Origin of the sequence: Streptomyces sp. NPDC000983 (assembly GCF_040299205.1) — a bacterium.
In the GTDB taxonomy this organism is placed as follows: domain Bacteria; phylum Actinomycetota; class Actinomycetes; order Streptomycetales; family Streptomycetaceae; genus Streptomyces.
In genome coordinates, this window is record NZ_JBEPBM010000028.1 from 1 (window position 1) to 17,872 (window position 17,872).

Here is a 17,872-nt window from a genome sequence, read left to right on the forward strand (position 1 = left end):
GGGCCGCGCTGCCGAACACCGCGGGGGCCCCCGGGGCCCCTACCCCCCCGCCGTCGGCGTGGACCCCCTCCGGGAGGGGGTCACCGCCTTCGCCGTGTCGGACCCGAGGGTTCAGCTGAAGGAGTCGCCGCAGGCGCAGGAGCCGGTGGCGTTCGGGTTGTCGATCGTGAAGCCCTGCTTCTCGATCGTGTCGACGAAGTCGATGGTGGCGCCGCCCAGGTACGGGGCGCTCATGCGGTCGGTGACGACCTTCACACCGTCGAAGTCCTTCTCCACGTCGCCGTCGAGGGAGCGCTCGTCGAAGAAGAGCTGGTAGCGCAGGCCGGAGCAGCCGCCGGGCTGGACGGCGACGCGCAGGGCGAGGTCGTCCCGGCCTTCCTGGTCGAGCAGGCCCCTGACCTTGGACGCGGCGGCGTCGGTCAGGACGATGCCGTCGATGACGGGCTTGGTCTCGTCCGATACGGACATCTACATCTCTCCCGGGTTGTACGGAGACTGCTTGCCGACGGGTCCAACCCGCGGGGCCGCGGATTCATTCCGGGCCGGGCGCTTGTCTTACCGGTTCGTGCGGTTCCTACTTCATGCTCGCACACGCGCCGGGGAGCGGAAAACGTCCCTTTCGGGAAGGAACGGCCGCCGACAGGGATTCACGTCACACAGACACTATGCCCGTCGTCAAACTGACGTGAAGCGGTTATGATAGATAGCGTCATTTCGACGAAAAGCCAGATGGTGACCCCGCCGACCGGTACACACCGGCCGGCGAGCCGCAGAACAGAAAGGGTGCGTGTCGTGACCACCGCCCAGACCCAGGAGCTCGACGTAACGCCGACGCCCCTCGCCCTGCTGCTCCTCGGCCGTGCGGCCGACCCCAAGAGCGAGCGCGGTGTGGAGTGCCCCGGCGACCTGCCCTCGCCGTCCGACCCGGACCTGGTGGAGCGCGCCCGCGCGGCCAAGGAGAAGCTCGGCGACAAGGTCTTCGTGCTCGGCCACCACTACCAGCGCGACGAGGTCATCCAGTTCGCGGACGTCACCGGGGACTCCTTCAAGCTGGCCCGGGACGCGGCCGCGCGCCCCGAGGCCGAGTACATCGTCTTCTGCGGTGTGCACTTCATGGCGGAGTCCGCGGACATCCTGACCGGCGACGACCAGAAGGTCGTCCTCCCCGACCTCGCCGCCGGCTGCTCGATGGCCGACATGGCGACGGCCGAGCAGGTCGCCGAGTGCTGGGACGTGCTGACCGAGGCCGGCATAGCCGAGCAGGTCGTGCCCGTGTCGTACATGAACTCGTCCGCGGACATCAAGGCGTTCACGGGCAGGCACGGCGGCCTGATCTGTACGTCGTCCAACGCGAAGCGGGCCCTGGACTGGGCCTTCGAGCAGGGTGAGAAGGTCCTCTTCCTGCCCGACCAGCACCTCGGCCGCAACACCGCCGTGCGGGACATGGGGATGTCGCTGGAGGACTGCGTCGTCTACAACCCGCACAAGCCCAACGGCGGCCTGACCGCCGAGGAGCTGCGGGCCGCGAAGATGATCCTGTGGCGCGGCCACTGCTCGGTGCACGGCCGGTTCTCGCTGGACTCGGTGAACGACGTGCGCGAGCGCGTCCCGGGCGTCAACGTCCTGGTGCACCCCGAGTGCAAGCACGAGGTCGTGGCCGCGGCGGACTACGTCGGTTCGACCGAGTACATCATCAAGGCGCTGGAGGCGGCCCCGGCCGGCTCCAAGTGGGCCATCGGCACCGAGCTGAACCTGGTCCGCCGGCTGGCGAACCGGTTCGCCCCCGAAGGCAAGGAGATCGTCTTCCTCGACAAGACGGTCTGCTTCTGCTCCACCATGAACCGCATCGACCTGCCCCACCTGGTGTGGACGCTGGAGTCGCTGGCCGAGGGCAAGCTCGTCAACCGCATCGAGGTCGACAAGGAGACCGAGGCGTTCGCGAAGCTGGCGCTGGAGCGGATGCTGGCCCTGCCGTAGGGCCCTTGGGTACGCGCCTCGCGCTCACCCCGGCACGGGCTTCCGGTCGGGGTGGGCGGGGTCGAGGCTGAAGACGTCGCCCTCGGGGGTGGCCGCCACCAGGGCGCCGCGGTGGAGCAGGATCTTCGGCAGGTCCCAGTTCTGGTCCGTCACCCGCTGGGCGCGCGGCAGCGTCTCCCACAGGAGCGTGCCCCTGCTCGCGTCGAGTGCGGCCACCCGGCCGCTGGCGCTGGAGAGGTAGACCACGCCCGTGCGCGGGTCGTGGGTGACGGGGCTCGGCTGCTCGAGACTGGTGCGGGTCTGCCACAGCCGCTCGCCCGTGCGGGCCGACACCGCGGTCACCTGGCCGCCGGACGCGGTGAACCACAGCGTGCCGTCCCCCAGCGTGGCCGTGCCCTCGATCTCCTCCGCCAGCTTCGTCGTACGGGCCTCGGCGGTGTCCGGGTCCACCAGCCGGACCGCGGCGTGCGGGCCCTCCTCGCCGACGGCCGTGTTGCCGTTCTTGTCCTCGGCCGGGTCCAGGAAGAGCAGCCGGCCGTCGAGTTCGCCGACCAGGACTCCGCGGTCGGGCACCGACAGGCGCTCCCCCGAGCCGCCGCCCCGGTCGAAGCGCACCAGCAGGACGTCCTCGGTGGGCGTCCGGTCCCCGGCGCACGCCAGGTAGGGCTCCCGGCCGACGCTCACGCTCCCGCAGTACAGGTCCGGCGGCAGCTGCTGCGTCCAGCGGCCGGCGCCGGTGCGCACCGAACGGGCGGTGACCGTGCCGCCGTCGCCGCCCGCGACGACCACCACGTCGCCCAGGAGGAACGGGCGGTCGACCCACCGGTTGTTCACCTCGCGCTGCCAGAGCCGTTCACCGGTCCTGATGTCGAGCGCGGCGACCGAGGTGGCGAAGCTGTCCTCGTCCTGGGCGTGGTACTGCTGCTGCACCACCATCGCGTCGTCCTCGATCCCGAGGACGGTGAAGGCGTACGAGCCGTCGATCTCGCCGGGCGGCACCACCTGGGCGCGCCAGAGGGTCCGGCCGGTCAGCCCGTCGAGGCGCACGGGCAGCACCCCGTCGCCCGCGCAGTAGACGTCGTCCTCGTGCACCCGGCACTCCGGGCCGCTGCTCTGCAGGTCGGTGCCGGAGACCGCCTTGCCCTTCTGCACGCCCCGGGCCGCGGTGGCGTACACCGTCGTCTGCCACGGCTGCCATGCGCCGGGCGGCGGCGTCCAGCGGGAGGCTGCGGCGGCCTTCGCGTCGGCGTCGCTCCGCGCCGGGGCCTGGCCGCTGAGCAGATACGCCGTCAGCCCGAGGGCCAGCGCGCCGGCCGTGGCGGTCACGGCCCACAGCCGGCGGCGTGACCCGGTACCCGGCTCCGGGCCCGTGTCCGCGGTGCCGGTGGGCTCCGGGGACAGCGCGGCCCACGGTCCGCCCGTCGGCTCCTCGGGCAGCAGCGCGGCGAACTCCCTCGCCACCTCGTCCAGTTGGGGGCGGTCCGCCGCGTCCTTGGCCAGGCAGCGCTCCAGTACCGCCCGCAGCGGCGGGCTCAGGCCGTCCAGGACCGGTTCGTGGTGGACCACCCGGTACGCCGTGAGGTAGGGGCTGTCCGTGTCGAAGGGGCCGCGGCCGGTGAGGGTGTAGACGAGCAGCGCGCCGAGGGAGAAGACGTCGGAGGCGGGGCCCACCGAGCGGGCGTCGGTGAGCTGTTCCGGCGACATGAACGGTGGGGTGCCGATCATCTGGCCGGTCTCGGTGAGGGTGTGGTTCTCCGCCGCCCGGGAGATGCCGAAGTCGATGACGCGGGGGCCGTCGTCGGCCAGCAGGACGTTGGCGGGTTTGAGGTCCCGGTGGATGACCCCCGCCCGGTGGATGTCGCGCAGCGCCTCCGTCAACCCCAGGGCGAGCCGCCTGAGTTCGTCCTCGCGCAGCGGGCCCAGGTCGCGGATGCGGGCGGCGAGCGAGCGGCCGGGCACGTACTGCGTGGCCATCCACGGCCGGGCGGCGTCCGGGTCGGCGTCCACGACCGGTGCGGTGAAGGCGCCGCTGACCTTGCGGGCGGCCTCGATCTCCTGCCGGAACCGGGTGCGGAAGACGGGGTCGGCGGCGTACTGGGCGTGCACCACCTTGACCGCGACCTCGCGTCCGGAGCGCGATCTGCCCCGGTAGACGATGCCCATGCCGCCCGCGCCCAGCCGGTCGAGCAGCCGGTAGCCGCCGACCGACCTCGGATCGTCCCCCTGCAACGGCACGTCCCGGTCCCCTCCCCCGTGCGTCGATCGGGACCAAAGAATACGGCCGGGCCCCGTACCTGTGTGTACGGGACCCGGCCGGGAGGGGGCGGTCAGACGGAGGCGGGCTCCGGCTCGTCCGACTTCGACGGGGCGGGAACCTCCGCCTTCTTCAGCCGCTTCGCCTCGCGCTTCTTCGCCCGGCGCTCCTTGCGCAGCTCCAGCATCGCGTAGAGCGTCGGGACGAGGAGCAGGGTGAGCAGCGTCGACGTGATCAGACCGCCGATCACCACCACGGCCAGCGGCTGCGCGATGAAGCCGCCCTCGCCGGTGACGCCGAGCGCCATCGGGAGCAGGGCGAAGATCGTCGCCAGGGCCGTCATGAGGATCGGGCGCAGCCGGTGCCGGCCGCCCTCGACGACGGCCTCGACGACGCCGTACCCCTGGGCGCGGTACTGGTTGATGAGGTCGATCAGCACGATCGCGTTGGTCACCACGATGCCGATCAGCATCAGCATGCCGATCATCGCGGGGACGCCCATCGGGGTGCCGGTGACGATCAGCAGGCCGATCGCACCGGTGGCCGCGAAGGGGATCGAGACCAGCAGGATCAGCGGCTGGACGAGCGAGCGGAAGGTCGCCACCAGCAGCATGAAGACGATCGCGATGGCCGCGAGCATCGCCAGGCCCAGGTTGGCGAAGGCCTCGTCCTGGTCCTCGGAGACGCCGCCGATCGAGGCCGTGGCGCCCTCGGGCAGGTCCAGGGCGTCGATCTTCGACTGGAGGTCGGCGCTGACCGCGCCGGTGTTGTCACCGGTCGGCTTGGCGGTGACGGTCGCGGCCCGCTGGCCGTCGATCCGGGTCATCGACACCGGTCCGTCGACCACCTCGACGGTCGCCACGTCGGACAGCTTCACCGGGCCGAGGCGCAGGGCCTTCAGCTCCGCGAGCGTCTCGGCGGGCTTCGCCGAGCGGATGACGATGTCGCGCTCGGTGTCGTCCAGGGTGGCGCGGCCCGCGGTGGTGCCGCGGACGGCCTGCGCGACGGCCGCGCCGAGGGTGGCGTCGTCGAATCCGGCGGCGGCCGCCTTGTCGTTGGCCCTGACCGAGATGCGGGGCACGCTCTGGGACAGGTCGCTGGTGACGTCGGTGACGTCGTCCAGCCCGGCCACCGCCTTGCGGACCTGTTCGGCGGCGTCGCGCAGGGCCGTGGCGTCGGCGGCCTTGACGACCACGCTCAGGTCCTGGCTGCCGAAGCCGTCGCCGGCCGCGATGGTGGTGGTGCCGATGCCGTCGAGCTTCGCCAGACCGGCCTCGACGCGGTCGATGACCTCGTCGGAGGAGGCCGAGTCCTCCAGCATCACGGAGTAGGACGCCTGATTGGTGTCGGTGCCGCCGCCGAAGGCCGCCATGAAACCGGAGGAGCCGATGGTGACCTGGAAGTCCTTGACGCCCTCGGTCCTGCCGAGCAGCTCCTCGACCTTCTCGGCCTGCTCGTCGGTGGCCGCCAGGCTGGTGCCGGGCTCCAGCTCCTGCTTGACGGTGAGGACTTCCTGGTCGCCCTGGTCGAAGAAGTTCGTCTTGAGCAGGGGTGCCATGCCGAAGGTGCCGAGCAGGACGACGACGGCCAGGGCCACGCTGGTCAGCCTGCGCCGGGTCGCGAAGCGCAGCACGGGGACGTAGAGGCGCTGGAGGCGGCTCTTCGCCTCCTTCTCCTCCGCCGCGCGGCGGGCCTCGTCCGCGTCCTCGGGGGTGCCCTTCGGGGCGCGCAGGAACCAGTACGACAGCACCGGCACGACCGTCAGCGAGACCAGCAGGGACGCCAGCAGCGCCGCGGTCACGGTGAGGCTGAAGGAGCCGAACAGGGCGCCGACCATGCCGCCGACCAGGCCGATCGGCAGGAACACGGCGACCGTGGTGAGCGTCGAGGAGGTCACCGCGCCCGCCACCTCGCGGACCGCCTTGAGGATGGCCTCCTCGCGCTCCTCGCCGTAACCGAGGTGGCGCTTGATGTTCTCCAGGACCACGATCGAGTCGTCGACGACCCGGCCGATGGCGATGGTCAGGGCGCCCAGGGTGAGCATGTTCAGGGAGAGGTCGCGGGTCCACAGCACGATCAGCGCGAGGACGACCGAGAGCGGGATGCTCACCGCCGTCACCAGCGTGGAGCGGACCGACCCCAGGAAGACCAGGATGATCAGGACCGCGAAGAGCAGGCCCAGCGCGCCCTCGGTGGTCAGACCGTCGATGGCCTTGGCCACCGCGGGGCCCTGGTCGCTGACGACGGTGATCTCGGCGCCCGCGCCGAGGTCGGCGCGCATCTGCGCGAGCTTGTCCTCGACCGCGTCGGAGATCGCGACGGCGCTGCCGTCCCGGTCCATGGTGACCATGACCGCGAGGCTCGGCTCGCCGTTGGTGCGGGTCAGGGAGTCGGCCGGGGCCTGCTCCTGCTCGACCGCGGCGACGTCGGCGAGGCGGACCGGCTTGCCCTCGCCCCTGATCCGCAGGTTCTCGATCTGCTCCAGCGAGGTGAGGCCCCCGCCGACCTGGACGGTGCGGTTGGCGCCGTCCTCGTCGAAGGACCCGGCCGGCACGGTCGCGCCGCCCGCCTGGAGGGCCTGGGCGAGGGACTGTCCGGTCAGCCCGGCCCTGGCCAGCTTCGCGTCGTCCGGGGTGACGGTGACCTGGAGGTCGCGGACTCCGTCGACGGTGACCTGGCCGACGCCGTCGATGCCCTTGAGCTCGGGGACGACCGTCCGGTCGAGCTCGTCGGCCAGGGCCTGCTGGTCCCGGTCGGCGGTGACGGCGAGGACGACGGTCGGCATGTCGTCGGTGGAACCGGCGACGACCTGCGGGTCGACGGCGTCCGGGAGCTGGGCCCCGGCCCGGTTGACGGCCTGCTGGACGTCGGCGACGAGCTGCTGGGTGTTGTTGCCGTACTCGAAGGACGCCATGATCAGGGCGTTGCCCTCGCTGGCGGTGGAGGTGACGCCGGTGATCCCGTCGACGCCTTCGAGGCTGTCCTCGATGGGCTCGACGACCTGCTTCTCCACCACGTCCGGGGAGGCGCCCTGGTAGGGCGCGAGCACGGACACCATGGGCAGTTCTATGGAGGGGAGCAGCTGCTGCTTGAGCTGCGGGATGGCGATCGCTCCGAAGGCGAGCGCGATGATCGACACAAGCCCGATGAGGGCTCTTTGCGCGAGGCTGAACCTGGACAGCCAGGACATGGGGATCAGGGTCTCTCTTCAGAGGAACGGCGGACGTCGGGGGGCGCGGCCGCACGGATGAGCGCCCGCCCCTACACCCTGGGCCATCCCCGACCCCCGATGTGTAGCTCCGAGGTCCCGTTCCTTATCCCGCGCATACTCCCGGCGCAGTACGACCGGAGGTACTCAGTCCACCTTCGGGCGTACCAGCCCCGACTCGTAGGCGATCACCACGAGCTGGGCCCGGTCCCGTGCGCCCAGTTTGGCCATGGCCCGGTTGACGTGGGTCTTGACGGTGAGCGGGCTGACTTCGAGGCGTTCGGCGATCTCGTCGTTGGAGAGGCCGCCCGCGACCTGCACCAGCACCTCGCGCTCGCGCACGGTGAGCGCGTCGAGGCGGTCGGCGCGGGCCGGGTCGCGGTCGTCGTCGCCGGTGCCGCCCTGGGCGAGGAAGCGGGCGATCAGGCCCTTGGTGGCGGCCGGGGAGAGCAGTGCCTCACCGCCGGCGGCGACCCGGATGGCGTTGAGGAGTTCGTCGGGCTCGGAGCCCTTGCCGAGGAAGCCGGAGGCGCCGGCCCGCAGGGACTGCACGACGTAGTCGTCGACCTCGAAGGTGGTCAGTATGACCACCCGGACCTGGGCGAGCGAAGGGTCCTCGCTGATCATGCGGGTGGCGGCGAGACCGTCGGTGCCGGGCATCCGGATGTCCATCAGCACCACGTCGGCGCGCTCCTGCCGGGCCAGCGCGACCGCCTCGGCGCCGTCGGACGCCTCGCCCACGACCTCCATGTCGGGCTCGGAGTCCACGAGGACGCGGAAGGCGCTGCGCAGCAGGGCCTGGTCGTCGGCGAGCAGGACACGGATGGTCATACGGTCTCCCCCGGCTCTCCCGCCCCGGCGGTACGGGTCTTCACGGGCAGGATCGCATGGACCCGGAAGCCGCCGCCGTAGCGGGGACCGGTGGTGAGGGTGCCGCGCAGGGCGTGGACGCGTTCGCGCATGCCGAGCAGTCCGTGGCCGCCGCCCGAGACGGGGGCGCCGTTCTCCCGGGTGCCGTCGTCGAGGACCGTGATCTCCATGTGCGGGCCAACGCGGACGATGCTGACCTCGGCCTTCGCCTCGGTGCCCGCGTGCTTCTGCACGTTGGTGAGGGCCTCCTGGACGACCCGGTACGCGGCGAGGCCGACGGCGGCGGGCAGGGTGGTGTCCTGGTCTGCGCGGGCCAGCTCGACCCGGAGCCCGGCGCTGCGGAAGGTGCCGACGAGTTCGTCGAGGCGGTCCAGGCCGGGGGCGGGTTCGGTGGGCGCCTCGGGGTCGCCGGACTGGCGGAGCAGGCCGACGGTGGCGCGCAGTTCGTTGAGCGCGGAGCGGCTGGCCTCGCGTACGTGGGCCAGGGCCTCCTTGGCCTGGTCGGGGCGCTTGTCCATGACGTGGGCGGCGACTCCGGCCTGCACGTTGACCAGCGCGATGTGGTGGGCGACCACGTCGTGCAGGTCCCGGGCGATGCGCAGCCGTTCCTCGGCTACCCGGCGCCGGGCCTCCTCCTCCCGGGTCCGCTCGGCCCGCTCTGCGCGTTCCCGGATGGCGTCGACGAAGGCGCGGCGGCTGCGCATGGCGTCGCCGGCGGTGGCGGCCATGCCGGTCCAGGCGAAGATCGCGAGGTTCTCCTGGGCGTACCAGGGCAGGGCGCCGGCGAACATCGCGGAGCCGGTCAGGACGGTCATGGTGAGCAGGCCGACGCGCCAGGTGGTGTGGCGGTCGGTGGCGGAGGCGACGGTGTACAGCGCGACGACGGCGGCCATCGCCACGGGGGCGCGGGGGTCGCTGCTGACGCTCTCGATCACGGCGAGGGCGCCGGTGACGGCGAGGACGGTCCTCGGGGCGCTGCGGCGGAAGACGAGGGCGGTGGCGCCGAGTGTGATCAGGGTGAGGCTGATGAGGTCGGGGCGGCGCAGGCTCCAGGTGACGCCGTCCTCGCCGTGCGGGTCCACGAACGAGCCGGCCACCATGCAGATCAGGACGCCGGCCGCGATGGCGGCGTCCAGTGCGAGGGGGTGCGCCTTGAGGTGGGCTCGGGCGCGGTCGAGGAGGTTCACGGCTGACTACGGTAACCGGGGTTGCTGTCCGTGCGAACCGGTGCCCGGGGCTGGGGTGGGGGGTGCGCTCGCTTGCCCGCGCTTGCGGGGTGCCGCCGCTGCGCCCACCCGTGCCGCCCCAGCGGCACGACTGCCCGCAGCCAAGTGGGAGGGCGGAAGTGGAGGCGCGGCTGCCCGCAGCTGGGTGGGAGAGAGCGGAAGCGGAGGCGCGGCCGGCCGCAGCCGGGGCGGGGCGGCACGACTGCCCGCGGCTTGGGCGGGGCGGCTGGCCGCGGGTGGGGTTTCTGGGGTCAGCCTGGGATCAGGCCGTCGTTGGTCAGGAGTTGCTGGACTTCTTCCAGGGTTGCGTCCGGGGACGGGAGGATCAGGTCCGAGGGGGCGAGGGCGTCGTCCGGGAGGGGGTCGCCCAGGTCGCGGACCTTCGCCAGGAGGGCCTGGAGGGTGTGGCGGAAGGCTGGGCCGTCGCCGTTCTCCATCTCGGCGAGCAGCTCGTCGTCCAGCTTGTTCAGCTCGGTGAGGTGGCTGTCGGCCAGCCTCACCTGCCCCTCCCCCATGATCCGTACGATCATGTCGCCCTCCTAGGCGTGGGACCTACTGCTTGTCGAAGCGCGGGGTGTCCTGGGACTGCTGCGGGGCCTGCTGGGCGCCGTTGCCGCCCTCGATGGCCTGCTGGCCGCCGGACGGGCCGCCCGCCAGCTCCGCCTTCATGCGCTGGAGCTCCAGCTCCACGTCGGTGCCGCCGGAGAGGCGGTCCAGCTCGGCCTGGATGTCGTCCTTGTGCATGCCGGTGGGGTCGTCGAGGGCGCCGGAGGCGAGCAGCTCGTCGATGGCGCCGGCGCGGGCCTGGAGCTGGGCGGTCTTGTCCTCGGCACGCTGGATCGCCAGGCCGACGTCGCCCATCTCCTCGGAGATGCCGGAGAAGGCCTCGCCGATCCGGGTCTGCGCCTGGGCGGCGGTGTAGGTGGCCTTGATGGTCTCCTTCTTCGTACGGAAGGCGTCGACCTTGGCCTGGAGCCGCTGGGCGGCGAGGGTGAGCTTCTCCTCCTCGCCCTGGAGCGTGGCGTGCTGCGTCTCCAGGTCGGTGACCTGCTGCTGGAGGGCGGCGCGGCGGGAGAGCGCCTCGCGGGCCAGGTCCTCGCGGCCCAGCGCGAGCGCCTTGCGGCCCTGGTCCTCCAGCTTGGACGACTGCGACTGCAGCTGGTTGAGCTGGAGCTCCAGGCGCTTGCGGCTGGTGGCGACGTCCGCGACGCCGCGCCGCACCTTCTGGAGCAGCTCCAGCTGCTTCTGGTACGAGTAATCGAGGGTCTCGCGCGGGTCCTCGGCCCGGTCAAGGGCCTTGTTCGCCTTCGCGCGGAAGATCATCCCCATACGCTTCATGACACCGCTCATGGGCTTCGCGCGCCCCCTTCTGACGGACCAGCTCCAGCTCCTGCGACAGAACCCACAGTACGGGCCCTGCATCCATTACCGCACTGTTCGGGGACGGATGCGCTCATCCCCAAGGACGACTGCGAGCGCTCCGGCTCCGGCGTAGGGAGTAGGTGCTTCCCGGGGTTCCCGGAATCGCGTACGACGTCCGCTCTGTCCCCTACATGACGACTGGTGTTGCCGATTCGTTCCCCACCGGGCTGGGGTCCATGCGCGGCGACCCCGTACCCTTGGGTTTTGTGTTCCGTAGCCGCGCCAAGGAAGAGAAGGCACCGGCCGCCGACAAGGCGCCGCTGACCGACTCCAAGCAGACCCGCGACCCGCAGGCCCCCAAGGGCAGGCCCACGCCCAAGCGCAGTGAGGCCCAGTCCCAGCGCCGCAGCGTCGCCCATACGCCGACCACGCGCAAGGAGGCCGCCAAGCGCTCCCGCGAGGAGCGCCGGGCCGCGCTCACGCGTCAGCGCGAGGCGCTGGCCAGCGGCGACGAGCGGTATCTGCCCGCCCGTGACAAGGGCGCGGTGCGTCGTTACGCCCGCGACTTCGTGGACTCGCGCTTCAACGTCGCCGAGTTCTTCCTGCCGATGGCCGTGATCATCCTCGTGCTGAGCATGGTGCAGGTGGGCGCGCTGCAGAGCATCGCGCTGCTGCTGTGGCTCGCGGTGATCGTGCTGATCGTGCTGGACTCGATCTTCACCGGCTTCCGGCTGAAGAAGCAGCTCCGTGAGCGGTTCCCGGACGACAACAAGCGCGGTGCCGTCGCCTACGCGCTGATGCGCTCCCTCCAGATGCGTCGGCTGCGGCTGCCGAAGCCCCAGCTCAAGCGCGGGGAGAAGCGCTGAGCACGACGCCGGTTCCCGGGGGTACGGCGGACGCCTGCCCCGACGGGCCGGGCGGACTGCGGGACACCGTCCGGCAGGAGCTGGTGGCCCGGCAGCTCGACGAGCAGATAGCCGGGCGTTTCCCGGTGGGGCGGCGGCTGCGCATCCTGGACGTCGGGATGGGCCGGGGCGCCCAGGCGCTGCGGCTCGTACGGGCCGGGCACCAGGTGACCGGCGTGGAGCGGGACGCGGCGCTGATCTCCGCGGCCCGTTCGTCGCTCGGCTGCGAACCGGACGGGATCCGTGAGCGGATGCGGATCATCGAGGGCGACGGCCGGGACACCGGGGTGCACTTCCTGCCGGGCAGTTTCGACGTGGTGCTCTGCCACGGTGTGCTCATGCACGTCGAGGAGCCCGATCCGCTGCTGGCGGGTCTGGCCCGGATGCTCGCCCCGGGCGGGCTGCTGTCGCTGCTGGTCCGCAACGGCGACGCGCTGGCGATGCGGCCGGCCCTGTCCGGCGACTGGCACGGGGCGCTGGCCGCCTTCGACACCACCGCGCGGCTCCCCCACGCCCGCACGCCGGACGCGCACGAGGGGACCCCGGTCGGACCGGTCCCCGGCGGACGGGCGGACCGGCTGGCCACCCTGACCGCGACCCTCGCCGGGATCGGCGCCCCCCTGCACTCCTGGTACGGCGTGCGGGTCTTCACCGACCTCGCCGCCGACGACACCGGGACCCCGGACGACGTGGGCACGCTGCTGGCGTGCGAGGAGCGTGCGGGCCGCACCGATCCGTACCGCGGTGTCGCGGCGCTGCTGCACCTGTGCGGGGTGCGGGGCTGAGCCCTGTGCGAGCGCCCGGCAGGTGACGACGGGCGGACGGCGAGCGGGGGCGGCCCGGTCTCCCGTGGCCGCCCCCGCCCCCGCCGGTCGCGCGCTCAGTCCTCGGCGTGCAGGCTCATCGGGCCGTAGATCTCCGTGGTGTCCTCGAACAGGCGGACCTGGTCCACGCCGCCGGCGGCCAGGTCCTTCCAGACCTCACCGATCCAGGACTCGGCGTCTCCCTGCGTGGTGAACTCCTCGGGCTCCACCGCGGGCGCGGTCTCCGCCCCGTCAGCCTTCTCGAACCGCCACGTCCATGTAGCCATGCAGGCCTCCCAGGTGAGCTGTCGTGGGCGCCAGCCTATGCGGTCCGGCGGTCCGGCCGAAGAAGATCGCCCGGTTGGTGATCCGCGGACCCCGAAGGGCGCCCCCGGCCGAGCACACCGTGACATGACCGGTGAAAATCGAGGCGTGGAACTGACTCTGCTCGGCACCGGCGCCCCCACGGGCCTGCCCCGCCCCGACTGTCCCTGCGCGGCCTGCGCGACCTCGCTCGGCGCGGACGCGCGGGCGGCCACGGCGCTGCTCGTCGACGGGGCGGTGCTGCTGGACCTGACGCCCGGCGCCGCGTTCGCCGCCGCGCGGGCGGGGCGGTCGCTGGCGGGGGTGCGGCAGGTGCTGCTGTCACATCCGCACGACGGTCCGGCGGTGGAGGTGCCCGCCGGGCTGCCCGCGCCCGGGCGGGTGCCGGACGGGCGGGAGCTGGCCCTCCTCACGGGGCATCGGGTGCGGGCGCTCGCCATGGACGCGGGCGGCACCGGGTACGCGGTGACCGGGCCGGACGGGAAGCGGCTGCTGTACCTGCCGCGCGGCAGCGCGCCGGCCGGGTTCGACAACGGGGACCTGGGGACGTTCGACACGGTCGTGGCGGACGTGGTCGCGCGGCCGGACGCGCTGGCGCGGCTGCGGGCGGTGGGGGCGATCGGGCCCGGCACGGACGTCGTCGCCGTCCATCTCGACCATGACGTGCCGCCGGGGGCCGAGCTGCGGCGGCGGCTGGCGTCCCTGGGCGCGCGGGCGGTGCCGGACGGGACGACGCTGCCGGCGGGCTCCTGGGACGAGGTGCCCGACGTGCCGCGGCGGACGCTGGTGCTGGGCGGCGCCCGCTCGGGGAAGTCGGTGGAGGCGGAACGGCGGCTGGAGGGCTTCCCGGACGTGCAGTACGTCGCCACCGGCGGGCTGCGCGGCGGAGACACGGAGTGGGTGGCCCGGGTGACGGCGCACCGGGAGCGGCGGCCGGGGTCCTGGCGCACGACGGAGACCTGCGACCTGGTGCCGCTGCTGGCCGAGGAGGGCGCGCCGCTGCTGATCGACTGTCTGTCACTGTGGCTGACGGACGCGATGGACTCCGTCGGCGCCTGGGACGACGCGGTCTGGGCGGGCGGCGGGGAGCGGGAGCTGCGGGACCGGGTGACGGAGCTGACCGGGGCCGTGCGCTCGGCGCGGCGGACGGTGGTGGCCGTGTCGAACGAGGTGGGCTCCGGCATCGTCCCGGCGACGGCCTCGGGGCGCCGGTACCGCGACGAACTGGGCCGGCTGAACGCCGCCTTCGCGGGCGAGTGCGAGCATGTGCTGCTGGTGGTGGCCGGGCAGGCGCTCGCCCTGAAGGGCTGAGACCGCCGGTCAGGCCGGTTTCTTGCGGGCGATGACCCGGTAGGTGTTGGCGAACGGCGTGCGGCGCAGCAGGGGGGCGAGCGTGCGGTCCGTGGCGGTGGCCGTGAGGACCAGGGGCCGGGTCGTGCGCAGCAGGGCCGTGCGCAGGCCGCGTTGCAGGTCCGTGGGTGCGGCCGGGTGCCAGGGCGCGTCCGGGCGGGGGGCGACGCGGGACAGGGCCAGTGCCGTCGCCCTGGTGAGGTCGGTGGGGGTGTGGGCCTCGGTGCGGCCGGCGGAGACGACCGTGCAGGACTGGGCCGTCAGTTCCGCGCGGATGTTCTCCATCGGCATCAGGTGCAGATGGCGGGGCTGGGTGTGGGCGTGCCACCAGCGGCCGAGCAGCCGGGCGAACGTGCTGTGCGGGTCGGGGAGTTGCAGCAGCAGGTGGCCGCCGGGGCGCAGGGCGGTCAGGGCGGCGCGCAGCTGCTCGCGCGGGTCGGCGGTGTGCGTCAGGTGGTGCAGGACGCTGACCACGTCGTAGCGGGCGCGCAGCCGGGCCGTCAGGTGGGGGTTGGTCAGATCGCCCGCGTACGCCTCCTCGACGTGGCCGGCCGCGCGGGCCCGTTCGACCCGGGCCGTGGGGTCGACCCCGTCGAAGGAGGTGTAGGGGAAGATCTCCTTCGCCGCCGCCGGGAAGGCCGCGTCGCCGGTGCCGACGTCCAGCCAGCTCTCCGGTTCCCCGAAGGGCAGCATGGCGCGGGCGGTGGCGAGCAGCCGGCGGCGGTCCGGGCGCGCCTCGGGGTGGGGGTCCTTGGCGTAGAAGGCGAGGCCGGCGGGGGTCAGGCCGGGGTTCTGGAAGGCGTGGGCGCAGTCGCCGCACTCGTCGAGCGTGAACCGGCCCGGCTTGTGCTGGAGCAGGTCCGGCGTGCTGAGCCGGGTGCGCAGGCGTTTCGAGCCGCACCAGGGGCAGTCCTCCCGGCGCGGTTCCTGGAACCGGTCCGTTCCCTGGGCGAGTTCGGCGAGGTAGGTGGCACGGCGGGCGGACATGGGCGGCTCCGGGCGCGAGGGACGTACGACAATCCGCGGCAAAACGGAACGTATGGGATCGCGATCTTGGGTGCAACGACGTCACGCCGGAAAGGGGGTGACGTGGCGGGGCTACCGGTGGCGATGTGGCGGCGTTCCGTTCGACCGGTGCCGGTACTGTTCGGCGAATGAGCGCGCTTAACCTCGACGACTTCACCGATCTCATCGAGCGCCCCGACGGCGGGGTGCGCCGCGACGCGGAGGCTCGCCGGGAGCGTCAGACCGTGCCGCCCGGGTCGCTGGGCCGCCTCGACGACCTGGGCGAGTGGCTGGCCGCCGCGCAGGGCACCGTGCCGGTGCGGCCGGTCGAACGGCCCCGGGTGGTGCTGTTCGCCGGCGACCACGGGATCGCCGAACTGGGCGTCTCGGCACGGCCCGCGGGCAGCGCCGGCCGGCTGGTGCGGGACGTGCTGGAGGGCGGCCGGCCGGTGTCGGTGCTCGCCCGGCGGCTGGGCGTGCCGGTGCGGGTCGTCGACATGGGCCTGGACTGCGACCCCGAGGCCCTGCCCGGCGAGGTCCTGCGGCGCCGGGTGCGGCGCGGCAGCGGGCGGATCGACGTCGAGGACGCCCTGACCCTCGACGAGGCCGAGGCCGCGTTCCGGGCCGGGGTCGCGCTGGCCGACGAGGAGGCGGACTCCGGGACCGACCTGGTGGTGCTCGGCGATGTGAGCGTGGGCGGGACCACCGTCGCGGGTGTGCTGGTCGCCGCGCTGTGCGGGACGGACGCCTCGGTGGTCACCGGGCGCGGCGGGCTCGCCATCGACGACCTGGCCTGGATGCGCAAGTGCGCGGCGATCCGGGACGCGCTGCGGCGGGCCCGGCCGGTGCTCGGCGACCAGCTCCAGCTGCTGGCCACGGTCGGCGGCGCCGACCTCGCGGCGATCACCGGGTTCCTGCTGCAGAGTGCGGTGCGCAAGATGCCGGTGATCCTCGACGGCGTCGTGGTGGCCGCCTGCGCCCTGGTGGGGCAGCGGGTCGCGTTCCGGGCGCCGGACTGGTGGCTGGCCGCGCACGACAGCGGGGAGCCCGGGCAGGCGAAGGCACTGGACCGGATGGCACTGGAGCCGCTGCTCACCCAGGGCGTGACGGTGGGCGAGGGCGCGGGCGCCCTACTGGCCCTCCCCCTGGTCCAGGCCGCGGCAGCCCTCACCGCCGAACTCCCGGAACGCCCGGCAGGCTCCCCGGAGGACCCGAAGGACGAGCCCGAGCCCGAGAACTCCCCGGAGTAGCGGAGCGAAGCCCACGGGGGCGCGGCACGGTGTCCCGCCAGCGGCGCGGCACGGTGTCCCGCCGCCGGGGCCGCACGGTTTCCCGCCGGGGCGGCGCCGATGCGCGGCCCCTGGCGACGGGGGGCGCGCCCACGGCATCCGAGAACAGCCCCGGCCGACGTGGCCCAGCCCGTGGCACCCGGAGCGGGCAGGGCGGGGGCGCGCAGGCGGGCCCTTGCAGCGGGCCCGACGGCCCGGCGCGTCAACGGTACTCGCCGGGCGGGCCCGGCCCGCCGAGAGGCCGCGCCGGGGACACTCCGGTGCGGGCCCGGCCACCGCGCGCCGCACTGGCCGTACCTTCGAAGCGGCCCGCACCGAGGAGAAGCCGCGCCGGTGGCACCCCACGCGGGCCCGTCCGACCGGCATCGTGCCCCCGGCCACCCGGGCACACCCGGCCACCCGCACCGCCTCAGCCGTACGTCCGAACCGGCCGCGGCCGGTGAGAGGCCGCGCCGAGGGGACCCCCGCGCCGAAGCGTCCGAGCACAGCCGGGTCAGCGGTGTTGGGGGAGTTGCTTCGGTTCTTCCGGGGCTCCGCCGATCCAGTCGGCGAGTTTGCGGCTGGGGCCGGACCAGCGGCGGTCGTGGTGGTAGGCGCGCAGGGTGGCGCGAGCGCGGGCGCGGGGCCGGCGAGCGTAGAAGCGGCGGGCCCACCGGGAGCCCGGGCGGGCCAGGCGGACCGCGCCGACCAGGGCGAGGACGGGCACGATCACCCCGAACACCGCCAGCCGCATCTTGCCCTTGAACAGGGCGATCAGCGAGAAGACGAAGCTCGTCGCGACCGTGGAGATGACCGTGCCGCGGTCCTGGAGCTCGTCGTCGCTGAGGTCGTTGACGCCGAACGGCGAGAAGCCGGAGAGGACCAGGCCGACCAGCGCGGCGGTGAGGACGACGGCCTCCACGCTCTTGCGGCCCTCCTCGGTCCAGTAGACGTCCTGGAGATGCAGGATCAGCGCGAACTCGTCGAGGACCAGCCCGGCACCGACGCCGAAGACCACGGCGAAGAGGGCGGCGCCCAGGCCGTGCCGGGCGCTGGCGACCGCGCCGAAGCCGCCCAGGATCGTGAGGATCACCCCGGGCACCACATGGTGGATGTGCACCCCGCCCGAGCTGATGTTGCCGAAGGGGCCCTTGCCCGCGCGGATGAGACGGGTGATCAGCCGGGTGACCAGGAAGGTGATCACGAAGGAGGTGAGGGCGAGGAGCAGCGGCAGCTTGCCCGGCTCGACGAAGTTGCGGTACAGCCATGGCCCCATGGCCCGAGTGTGACCCGGGCCGACGGGCGGTGCCGCCCGGGTTG

At 73.3% G+C, this 17,872-nt stretch carries 15 protein-coding genes; 5 read left to right on the forward strand and 10 right to left on the reverse strand.

What is annotated here, in order from left to right; genetic code table 11:
- Positions 1-111 precede the first annotated feature (111 nt).
- The gene (locus tag ABT296_RS27285; RefSeq protein ID WP_351931293.1) at positions 112-468 is read right to left on the reverse strand and encodes a HesB/IscA family protein; all 357 of its coding nucleotides are present in this window, start codon (positions 466-468) and stop codon (positions 112-114) included.
- A gap of 324 nt (positions 469-792) precedes the next feature.
- On the opposite strand from ABT296_RS27285, the gene nadA reads away from it, so the two are divergent.
- Positions 793-1,977: a quinolinate synthase NadA gene (gene nadA / locus ABT296_RS27290; RefSeq protein ID WP_351931294.1), complete on the forward strand. Its 1,185-nt coding sequence runs from the start codon at positions 793-795 to the stop codon at positions 1,975-1,977.
- Between the two features lie 24 nt (positions 1,978-2,001).
- Here the strand turns inward: nadA and ABT296_RS27295 are convergent, their stop codons facing one another.
- From ABT296_RS27295 to ABT296_RS27320, 6 genes are all read right to left on the reverse strand, one after another.
- Positions 2,002-4,212, reverse strand: coding sequence for a protein kinase domain-containing protein (locus ABT296_RS27295; RefSeq protein ID WP_351931295.1), 2,211 nt, complete (start codon positions 4,210-4,212; stop codon positions 2,002-2,004).
- A gap of 92 nt (positions 4,213-4,304) precedes the next feature.
- The gene (locus tag ABT296_RS27300; protein ID WP_351931296.1) at positions 4,305-7,421 is read right to left on the reverse strand and encodes an efflux RND transporter permease subunit; all 3,117 of its coding nucleotides are present in this window, start codon (positions 7,419-7,421) and stop codon (positions 4,305-4,307) included.
- Positions 7,422-7,586: 165 nt separating this feature from the next.
- Complete coding sequence (locus ABT296_RS27305; RefSeq protein WP_351931297.1) at positions 7,587-8,270, reverse strand: response regulator; 684 nt, start codon at positions 8,268-8,270, stop codon at positions 7,587-7,589.
- The gene (locus tag ABT296_RS27310) at positions 8,267-9,496 is read right to left on the reverse strand and encodes a sensor histidine kinase (RefSeq protein WP_351931298.1); all 1,230 of its coding nucleotides are present in this window, start codon (positions 9,494-9,496) and stop codon (positions 8,267-8,269) included. Before ABT296_RS27310 ends, ABT296_RS27305 begins: the two co-directional genes overlap by 4 nt.
- Before the next feature lie 290 nt (positions 9,497-9,786).
- Complete coding sequence (gene pspAA / locus ABT296_RS27315; protein ID WP_351931299.1) at positions 9,787-10,065, reverse strand: PspA-associated protein PspAA; 279 nt, start codon at positions 10,063-10,065, stop codon at positions 9,787-9,789.
- 22 nt (positions 10,066-10,087) lie between these two features.
- Positions 10,088-10,858: a PspA/IM30 family protein gene (locus ABT296_RS27320; RefSeq protein WP_351931378.1), complete on the reverse strand. Its 771-nt coding sequence runs from the start codon at positions 10,856-10,858 to the stop codon at positions 10,088-10,090.
- 275 nt (positions 10,859-11,133) lie between these two features.
- Between ABT296_RS27320 and ABT296_RS27325 the strand changes: the two genes are divergently transcribed.
- Both ABT296_RS27325 and ABT296_RS27330 read left to right on the forward strand, forming a co-directional pair.
- The gene (locus ABT296_RS27325; RefSeq protein ID WP_351931379.1) at positions 11,134-11,763 is read left to right on the forward strand and encodes a DUF3043 domain-containing protein; all 630 of its coding nucleotides are present in this window, start codon (positions 11,134-11,136) and stop codon (positions 11,761-11,763) included.
- A gap of 83 nt (positions 11,764-11,846) precedes the next feature.
- Complete coding sequence (locus ABT296_RS27330; protein ID WP_351931300.1) at positions 11,847-12,587, forward strand: class I SAM-dependent methyltransferase; 741 nt, start codon at positions 11,847-11,849, stop codon at positions 12,585-12,587.
- A gap of 95 nt (positions 12,588-12,682) precedes the next feature.
- Here the strand turns inward: ABT296_RS27330 and ABT296_RS27335 are convergent, their stop codons facing one another.
- Positions 12,683-12,892, reverse strand: coding sequence for a hypothetical protein (locus tag ABT296_RS27335; protein ID WP_351931301.1), 210 nt, complete (start codon positions 12,890-12,892; stop codon positions 12,683-12,685).
- 145 nt (positions 12,893-13,037) lie between these two features.
- Between ABT296_RS27335 and ABT296_RS27340 the strand changes: the two genes are divergently transcribed.
- Positions 13,038-14,240, forward strand: coding sequence for a bifunctional adenosylcobinamide kinase/adenosylcobinamide-phosphate guanylyltransferase (locus ABT296_RS27340; protein ID WP_351931302.1), 1,203 nt, complete (start codon positions 13,038-13,040; stop codon positions 14,238-14,240).
- A 9-nt stretch (positions 14,241-14,249) separates the two neighbouring features.
- On the opposite strand, the gene ABT296_RS27345 is transcribed toward ABT296_RS27340, so the two are convergent.
- Entirely contained in the window at positions 14,250-15,266 is a 1,017-nt protein-coding gene (locus tag ABT296_RS27345; protein ID WP_351931303.1) for a class I SAM-dependent methyltransferase, read from the reverse strand.
- Between the two features lie 167 nt (positions 15,267-15,433).
- Here ABT296_RS27345 and cobT point away from each other — a divergent pair, with 167 nt between their 5' ends.
- Positions 15,434-16,534, forward strand: a complete 1,101-nt coding sequence (cobT, locus tag ABT296_RS27350) for a nicotinate-nucleotide--dimethylbenzimidazole phosphoribosyltransferase (protein WP_351931304.1) — start codon at positions 15,434-15,436, stop codon at positions 16,532-16,534.
- A gap of 532 nt (positions 16,535-17,066) precedes the next feature.
- On the opposite strand, the gene ABT296_RS27355 is transcribed toward cobT, so the two are convergent.
- Positions 17,067-17,828, reverse strand: a complete 762-nt coding sequence (locus tag ABT296_RS27355; protein ID WP_351931305.1) for a hypothetical protein — start codon at positions 17,826-17,828, stop codon at positions 17,067-17,069.
- Positions 17,829-17,872: the final 44 nt, after the last annotated feature.